Origin of the sequence: Bacillus hominis (assembly GCF_018332515.1) — a bacterium.
In the GTDB taxonomy this organism is placed as follows: domain Bacteria; phylum Bacillota; class Bacilli; order Bacillales; family Bacillaceae_G; genus Bacillus_A; species Bacillus_A hominis.
In genome coordinates, this window is sequence record NZ_BOQD01000711.1 from 1 (window position 1) to 306 (window position 306).

The 306-nt window shown below is 35.6% G+C and carries 1 protein-coding gene; it reads left to right on the forward strand.

Annotation, left to right across the window (positions count from 1 at the left end; genetic code table 11):
- Nucleotides 1-103 precede the first annotated feature (103 nt).
- Nucleotides 104-306 (forward strand): gamma-type small acid-soluble spore protein (locus KI356_RS28055; RefSeq protein WP_212937102.1); only part of this gene is annotated, 203 nt, incomplete at its 3' end.

A 306-nucleotide genomic window follows, 5' to 3' on the forward strand; every position in this document is an offset into this window, starting at 1 on the left:
AGTTTGAATGAGTAATAAGAGATATATGCGGAATTTTTTAAAAGAAAATTACGGATAACTATTAGGTGAATTGGTTACATTATTGATTTTGGAGGTGAGAAAGATGAGTAAAAAACAACAAGGTTATAATAAGGCAACTTCTGGTGCTAGCATTCAAAGTACAAATGCTAGCTATGGTACAGAGTTTGCAACTGAAACGAATGTACAAGCAGTAAAACAAGCAAACGCACAATCAGAGGCACAGAAAGCACAAGCTTCTAGTGCTCAAAGTGCAAATGCTAGTTATGGCACAGAGTTTGCAACTGA